The sequence below is a fragment of the Gemmatimonadaceae bacterium genome (assembly GCA_036003045.1).
Classification (GTDB): Bacteria; Gemmatimonadota; Gemmatimonadetes; order Gemmatimonadales; family Gemmatimonadaceae; genus JAQBQB01.
Genome location: DASYSS010000029.1, coordinates 23,674 through 30,855 on the forward strand (window position 1 = coordinate 23,674; position 7,182 = coordinate 30,855).

6 protein-coding genes are annotated in these 7,182 nt (G+C 65.6%); 4 read left to right on the forward strand and 2 right to left on the reverse strand.

Translation table 11 applies throughout. The features are described from left to right. Positions 1 to 90 precede the first annotated feature (90 nt). Positions 91 to 1,431, forward strand: a complete 1,341-nt coding sequence (locus tag VGQ44_06795) for a pyruvate dehydrogenase complex dihydrolipoamide acetyltransferase (protein ID HEV8446507.1) — start codon at positions 91 to 93, stop codon at positions 1,429 to 1,431. Positions 1,432 to 1,476: 45 nt separating this feature from the next. On the opposite strand, the gene VGQ44_06800 is transcribed toward VGQ44_06795, so the two are convergent. After that, complete coding sequence (locus tag VGQ44_06800) at positions 1,477 to 2,184, reverse strand: carboxypeptidase regulatory-like domain-containing protein (GenBank protein ID HEV8446508.1); 708 nt, start codon at positions 2,182 to 2,184, stop codon at positions 1,477 to 1,479. Between the two features lie 362 nt (positions 2,185 to 2,546). Here VGQ44_06800 and lpdA point away from each other — a divergent pair, with 362 nt between their 5' ends. The 3 genes from lpdA to VGQ44_06815 all read left to right on the forward strand — a co-directional run bounded on the left by lpdA (position 2,547) and on the right by VGQ44_06815 (position 5,342). Beyond that, the gene (lpdA, locus tag VGQ44_06805; GenBank protein HEV8446509.1) at positions 2,547 to 3,950 is read left to right on the forward strand and encodes a dihydrolipoyl dehydrogenase; all 1,404 of its coding nucleotides are present in this window, start codon (positions 2,547 to 2,549) and stop codon (positions 3,948 to 3,950) included. Positions 3,951 to 4,094: 144 nt separating this feature from the next. Beyond that, positions 4,095 to 4,814 carry a lipoyl(octanoyl) transferase LipB gene (lipB, locus tag VGQ44_06810; protein ID HEV8446510.1) on the forward strand — a complete coding sequence of 240 codons (720 nt, stop codon included), beginning with the start codon at positions 4,095 to 4,097 and terminating at the stop codon, positions 4,812 to 4,814. Positions 4,815 to 4,901: 87 nt separating this feature from the next. Further along, complete coding sequence (locus VGQ44_06815; protein HEV8446511.1) at positions 4,902 to 5,342, forward strand: hypothetical protein; 441 nt, start codon at positions 4,902 to 4,904, stop codon at positions 5,340 to 5,342. Between the two features lie 240 nt (positions 5,343 to 5,582). Here VGQ44_06815 and VGQ44_06820 read toward each other — a convergent pair. Beyond that, the coding region (locus tag VGQ44_06820; protein HEV8446512.1) for a hypothetical protein at positions 5,583 to 7,182 on the reverse strand (1,600 nt) is incomplete at its 5' end.

Consider the following 7,182-nt stretch of genomic DNA (forward strand, 5'->3'; position numbering starts at 1 on the left):
GTGGACGGGTGCACAGGTGGACCGGTGGACAGCCGGGCTGCCGAACCACCCGTCTATCGCCGTGCACCCGTCCACCCCGTCCACCGATAGATGGCTACCAAAGTCTTCATGGAGGCGCTCTCGCCCACGATGGAAGAGGGGCGCCTCGTCAAATGGCTCAAGAACGAAGGCGACGCCGTGAAGAGCGGCGACGTGCTCGCCGAAGTGGAGACGGACAAGGCCGTCATGGAGCTCGTGGCGCGCGGCGACGGTGTGCTGCGAAAACGCCTGGTCAACGAGGGCGACGCCCGTCCGGTCGGTCAGCTCGTTGCGGTCATTGCCGCCCCGGACGAAAACATCGACGCCCTGCTCGCAGAAGCCGGGTCTGCGGCGCCAGCAGCGCCCCCATCTGCGGCACCGAAGGAAGCGGCGCCCGCCGCCCAGCAGGCACCCGCTCCCGCCGCTACGGCGGCTCCGCCAGAGCCTCCAGCAGCCCCGCCTCCACCAGCGCCATCACCGCCAGCGGCGAGTTCCGGCCCGCCGGCCCCGCGGCCTCCCGCCCCCCCCAACAACGGCGGCCAGGTTCGGTCATCGCCGCTCGCGCGCCGTCTCGCTTCCGACCGGGGTCTCGATATATCGGCCCTTCAGGGTTCTGGTCCGGGCGGTCGAATCATCAAGCGCGACATCGAAGCCGCTGCCGCCGCGCCAGCTGCCGCGCTCTCAGCAGTCACCCGTCCACCGGTCCACCCGTCCACCGGTCAACCCGACTTTGAAGACATCGGCCTCACACAGATCCGGAAGACGATCGCCAAACGTCTCGCCGAATCCATCGGGCCGATCCCGACGTTCTACCTGACCGCCGACATCGACCTCACGCGCGTCACCGAGCTGCGCGCCGCGATGCTCGAGCTGGGTGAGGAATACAAGGTCTCGGTGAACGACGTCCTCATGAAAGCCGTCGCCACAGCGCTCGCGCAGCATCCCGAGGTCAACGCCCACTGGCTCGGTGACCGCATCCGTTATCACCACCGCGTCCACCTCGGCATGGCCGTCGCGACGAACGACGGGCTGATCGTGCCCGTCATCTTCGACGCCGACCGCAAACGCATGAGCGAGATTTCCGCCGAAGCGCGCGAGCTCGCCAAGCGCGCGCGCGAACGCAAGCTCAAGCCCGAGGAATACACGGGTTCGACATTCTCGATCTCCAACCTCGGCATGTTCGGGATCGACCAGTTCACCGCGATCATCAACCCGCCGGAAGTCGGCATCCTCGCCATCGGCACGGCGCACGACGTCATGGTCCCGGGTAAGGGCGACGCCGGCTTCGAGGTGCAGAAGCGCGTGAGGATCACGATGAGCTGTGACCATCGCGCGGTGGACGGCGCGGTCGGCGCCGCGTTCCTGCAGACGTTGCGACGGCTGATCGAGAATCCTTTGATGTTGGTCTTCTAGATCGGGCGGGACGACAACAGCCGAAAAGTCTCCGCCGAGCGCGCGCTATTCGGGTGGTTTGCGGGGATCGCGCGTCCACACCACTATCGCGCCGCAGATCCCCCTGCCCGCTTTGTCCAACTCCGCCGGCACCTCGGACGTCCCGACGTAGACCTCTACGGCCTCGATGTCCTCGGCGACGAAGTCGTCGAGCGTGCCGCTGTAGGCCATGTTGTGCACGAACATCTGCGGCACGCACGAGCGCGGTCCGTCGCCGCGCGTCATCAGGACCTGGTTGCCGATTCCACCGCGACGCGGGACGAGGCGAATGCCCGGCACGCTCCTGACGACATCCGTGCCCATCCGAGCCCCTTTGCGTTCGATCTCGGCTCGCGAGATGAACGTGCCGCGATTGGTACTTTGGCGGCGGGAAAAGTCGTCGAGCCAATGCGTCTTCGTCGCGGTGTCAGATACCGCGACGACCGGCAGCGCTTGAGCGACCGGCGTGAGCGAGAACTTTGCGCGCTGCGTCCTCCCGCCCCTGAGGACGGCCGTGAAGCTCGCCGTCTCGAAGCCGATGCGCCGCACGTTGAACACGGTTGTGCCGGCGGGCAGATCGACGATCCGAAACTCGCCGCTGTCGCCGGTGATCGCGTGCACCCTGTCTGATTTGTTGACCGTGATCTCGGCGCCCGGCAATCCGACGCCGGTGCTGTCGACGACGTGACCGATCAACACCGCGGGAATCGAGTCGCGCCGCGTGGTGTCCGACACGGGCGTTAGCTGAGCGCGCAGCGGCACGCTCGCCATGGCGCACGCTGCCGCGCCAAGACTTACGACGCGCCTCCAGCCGCTGCCCAACCTCAGTCCCGCGTTCGCCATGGGTCTACACCTTATGGATTGGTGAGAATTCCGGCAAGATTCACTTATCGTACCGCGGACGGCGCAGTGCTGATCCCGCTGGTAGCGCCGACTTTTAGAACCCCGGTATCTTTTGGCGGCGTCACTGTTGGGGTGGACAGGCTGACAGGTGGACGGGTGGACGGGCAGTACAGACCTCAGGATGGCGCCGTTCCCGTCCACCTGTTCACCCGTCCACCTGTCCACCAACAGTCCACCTGTTCCCCTAACGACCAATGGCTTCCTTCGACGTCATCTTCATCGGCGCCGGCCCGGCCGGCTACGTCGGCGCTATCCGATGTGCTCAATTAGGACTTAACACAGCCGTCGTCGAGAAATCGGAGCTGGGCGGCACCTGTGTCATATGGGGGTGCATCCCAGCCAAAGCGCTTCTCGAATCCGCCTCCCTGGCGACTCACATGAAGAAGGGCGCCGAGTTCGGCGTCACTCCTGGTGAGATCAAGCTCGAGTTCGGCGTCGCCATGAAGCGGTCGCGCGCCGTTTCCTTACAAAACTCCAAAGGCGTCGAGTTCCTCTTTAAGAAGAACAAGATCACGTGGATCAAAGGGACTGGTACGCTGGCCGGCAAGAACGTCGTCGCGGTCAAGACGGTCGACGGCAAGGACGAGAAGCACGATGCGAAAAAAGCCATCATCGTCGCGACCGGTTCCCGGGTGCGGGGTCTGCCGCAGGTCGGACTGGAGCTGAACAAGACAACCGTCATCTCGTCCGATGAGGCGCTCATCCTCGAGAAGGCGCCCAAGTCGATCGTGATCGTCGGGGCCGGCGCGGTGGGCTGCGAGTTCGCCGACGTTTTCCACGCTTTCGGATCTGCAGTAACCCTATTGGACGTGATGCCGGCAATTCTGCCGCTCGAGGACGCCGATTCCTCCAAGGAAGTCGAGCGCGCCTTCAAGAAGCGAGGCATCACCGTCCTCACCGGTGCCAAGATCTCGAATGTGAAGGCCGGCAAGACTTCGGTCACGATGAGCGTCGAAGCCGCTGGCGAGAAGAAGGACCTCACCGCCGACGTCGTGCTCGTCGCGGCCGGCCGAGCGCCGGTCGTCGACGGGCTGGGTCTCAAGGAGGCCGGCGTTCAGCTCACCGACCGCGGCTTCATCAAGATCAACGACAAGATGGAGACAACGGCAAAGGGTATCTATGCGATCGGCGACGTCGCCGGCCCGCCGATGCTCGCGCACAAAGGCGAGCGCGAGGGCGTCGTCCTCGCCGAGCTGCTCGCGGGCAAGAGCACGCATGGGATGGACTACGGCAACATCCCGAACGCGACCTACTGCCATCCCGAAGTCGCGTCGATCGGCCTCACAGAGCAGCAGTGCAAGGACAAGAAGATCGACTACAAGGTCGGCAAGTTTCCCTTCATGGCCAGCGGACGCGCGCGGACGTCGGGCGACACCGAAGGCTTCGTGAAGGTGATTCGCGACGCGAAGTACGGCGAGATCCTCGGCGGCCACATCGTCGGCGCGCACGCGACCGAGCTGATTCACGAGCTGGTCGTCGCGCGGGCCAACGAGTTCACGGTCGAAGAAGTGGACCTGGCGATCCACGCGCATCCGACGCTGTCCGAGGCGGTGGCGGAAGCGTGCCTAGACTCGCTCGGGAAGATGATCCAGGCGTAGGAGGTGGACGGGTGAACAGGTGGACGGGTGGACGGAAGAACAGTCTGAGACTTGAAATCAGAGTAACGTCTGACTTCAGACTCCAGTCCGGCCGTTGGCGGTTCCCGTCCACCTGTCCACCCGTCCACCTGTCCACCTAATTCGATGCCGCCTGACGAGCTCTGGGTCGAACACCTCGGCCTCATGCCGTACGCCGACGCGCTCGACTACCAGCGCGCCGTGGCTCGCGCGCGGATCAGCGGCGAGATCGCGCAGGACGTGCTGCTTCTCGTCGAGCATCCGCCGGTGGTGACGCTTGGACGCGGGTCGAAGGAGCGGCACCTGCTCGCGTCGCCAGAGCTGCTCGCGTCACGCGGCATCGAGCTGTTCGAGGTGGAGCGCGGCGGCGACGTCACGTTCCATGGCCCTGGGCAGCTCGTCGGGTACCCGATCATCGATCTCAAGCGCCACCGCCGAGATTTGCACTGGTATCTGCGGACCCTCGAGGCGTCGCTCATCGATGCGTTGGCGGAATTCGGCATCGCGGCCGAGCGAAACGTCGGATTCACGGGCGTATGGACGCAGGGGGCGGGTCGCAAGATCGCGTCGATCGGTGTGCACGCCCGCGACTGGGTGACCTGGCACGGATTCGCGCTCAACGTGTCGACGGACCTGAGCTACTTCGACGTGATGGTGCCGTGCGGCATCGAGGCCGTGACGATGACGTCGATCGCGCGGGAGTTGAGCGGAAACACGCCGGAGATGTCGCGTGTAGAATACGCCGCCATCGCCGCGCTGGCGTCCGCTTTCGCGCTGATGCCCCGCGAGGTGGGTCGTCTGCTCGATGACTCGCGAGTCACCGCGGAGGGACGCGCCGCCCGCTAGGTTGTTTCGAGCGCACCCGTCCACCCCGTCCCTGTCCACCTGTCCACCTGTCCACCTGTCCACCTGTCCACCTGTCCACCCGATCCCATGATCCATTCTTCCGTTCGCCGAAGGACGCTGTTACTCGCTGGACTTGCTGCGGCCAGCTTGCTTGCCGCCTGCGAGGACAAGCGGGTCAAGGAGCTCAACGCCGGCATATCGCGCGACTCAGCGGTCAACATCATCAAGCAGGACCTCAAGCCGCGCGCCGATCAGCCGGGCGCCCCGCCGGACTCGTTCCCGAACGTCTACACGCGCGAACGCTTCCTCATCGCCGGAAAGAACATCGAGGTGCTGTACTTCACGCCGGAGAACGACAAGGCGCCCGCGCTCGTGAACGGCCGCGTGCCGTCGGCGGGCCCGGACACGATCATCCCCTACCGCCGTCTCACGCCTCTCGTGTTCATCGACGGCCACTTGGCCGGCCGCGGCTGGTCGTACTGGGATAGCGTCGCCGCGACGAACAAGATTCCGCTGAAGAAGAGATAGGAGGAGAAAAAGAAAAGCGCCGAGGGCAGCGATGCCCTCGGCGCTTTTCTTTTTGGGGGTGACCGTGAAACCGGGATGCCGGGATACCGGGACAGCGTAGCAGCGACCGCATCACGCAGTTCCGGTATCCCGACACGCGGTTGCCCGGTAACCCGACTACCCGGATCCCGCCCGACCCCTAGAAACCGAAAGGGCCCCGTCTTTCGACGGAGCCCTTTCGCACTGCTTGCAACCCTGAGACTACGGGTTGGTGAGGGTAAGCGCGAAGCTGGTCGTCACGACCGCATCGCCGTTCGCGGTGATACCGATACCGCGGACTGCGAGGACAACCGTACCAGCGTTCGGCGGCGTGAGCGACGCGCCAAGGGCGGTCGCCGGATCAATCGGCGCGCTGGCCGGCGGATCCCACGTGAACGTGAAGTCCCAGAACCGGTTGCCACTGGCACCGGTGTCACGCGATGAACCGCCACCCGTCGTGCCCGCGAGGAACCACGGGCCCGCGCCACCGACCTGGTACCAGATCTGGACGGTGGTGAAGGGGTTCGCCAACTGACCGCTGACGCCCGCCGCCGTGACCGTGAAGGTCGTCGTCGTCGGATTCGCCGGGGTCGTCGTGCCGCTCGGGCCGCAACCGCTGGCCGGGCAGTTCGTGACGTTGGCGTTGTTCGCCGTGATCGTCGTGCCGCCCGTGAACTGCGAGCTCCACGGGTTCGACGACGGCTGGCTGATGGCCACTTGCGGCGAGAGCGTGATCAGGCCGGTCTGGCCTGCGCGACCCGCAACATCGAACACGGCGATGTTCACCGCGGTCGGAGCCATCGTGTTATCCGGCGTCGCCGGACGCGCTGCCGCTGAACCGTCCTGCAGGTTGCGCAGGAACAGCGTAACGCCAGGCGTCACCGCGGCGGACGTGGTGAGCACGTTGTCAAACGCGACACCCGCACCAGCCGTCGACGGCGCGTACTGCAGGAGCATGCCGCCGGCTCCCGGATAGCTCAGCTGAGCGACGCCGCTGATGATATCCAGGTTGTCCGTCGCGTTGGTCGGGAACGTCGCGCTGGCTCCGCCCGCGATCGACTGCGGCAGAGAGATACCCGGGCCAGCAGTCGGGTTCACGTTGTCTTCGGCGATGACGTTGGTGAACACCGGCGACTGGTTACCCGCTTCGTCGACGCCGATGATGCGCGTCGTGACGTAGCCAGCAACCGAAGCACCGAAGTTCGCGGCGATCGTCGTGCCGCTGGTGAGAGTGTAGGACGTCGGCGTGCAGAAGCCGAGGGTCGAACCGTCCTTCGCCAACACCGTCAGCGCGTTGGTGCCGGCTGCGGCCTGAGTCTTGTTGAAGCGGCCGATGACGCAACCCGCGCCACTGCCGTTGCTCTCGGTACCGTTGGACATCACGGCGCCTTCAGCAGGAATGTTGCTGCTGGTGATGTTCTGCTGCTGGCGGACGACCGCGACGAGCGCCTGCGCGTGCGGTCCAGAGAGCGTATCGGTGATCGCGACGACGTAGTTACCCGTGCCGCCGAGCGCCTGCGAGACAGAATCGTTCGCGGGGCCGCTGGTCAGCGTGAGGTGCGGCGGCGTCTTGTCGACGCCGAACTTCGCAGCCGCCGGAATCGTGCTCTGCGGGAAGTGCGTCGGAACCGGGTCGGCGTACGCCGTATCAGCGTTGCCGAGGGCGTCCGTCGTGATCTGGCGGAGCGTGAACGTAGAAGCCGTCGCCGTCTCGGCGAGGTTCGCCGTGTTGGTGACCGCCGTCCACGTTCCCGTGTTCGTCGTGCCCTGCTGGAAGACGACGCCAACGTTGTCGACGCCGTTGTGATCCAGGTTGCGCGTG

What these genes read in the sequence shown, in the direction of transcription:
- VGQ44_06795 (HEV8446507.1), top strand. Translation starts at nt 91, where the DNA reads ATGGCTACCAAAGTCTTCATGGAGGCGCTCTCGCCCACGATGGAAGAG.
- lpdA (HEV8446509.1), top strand. Translation starts at nt 2,547, where the DNA reads ATGGCTTCCTTCGACGTCATCTTCATCGGCGCCGGCCCGGCCGGCTAC.
- lipB (HEV8446510.1), top strand. Translation starts at nt 4,095, where the DNA reads ATGCCGCCTGACGAGCTCTGGGTCGAACACCTCGGCCTCATGCCGTAC.
- VGQ44_06815 (HEV8446511.1), top strand. Translation starts at nt 4,902, where the DNA reads ATGATCCATTCTTCCGTTCGCCGAAGGACGCTGTTACTCGCTGGACTT.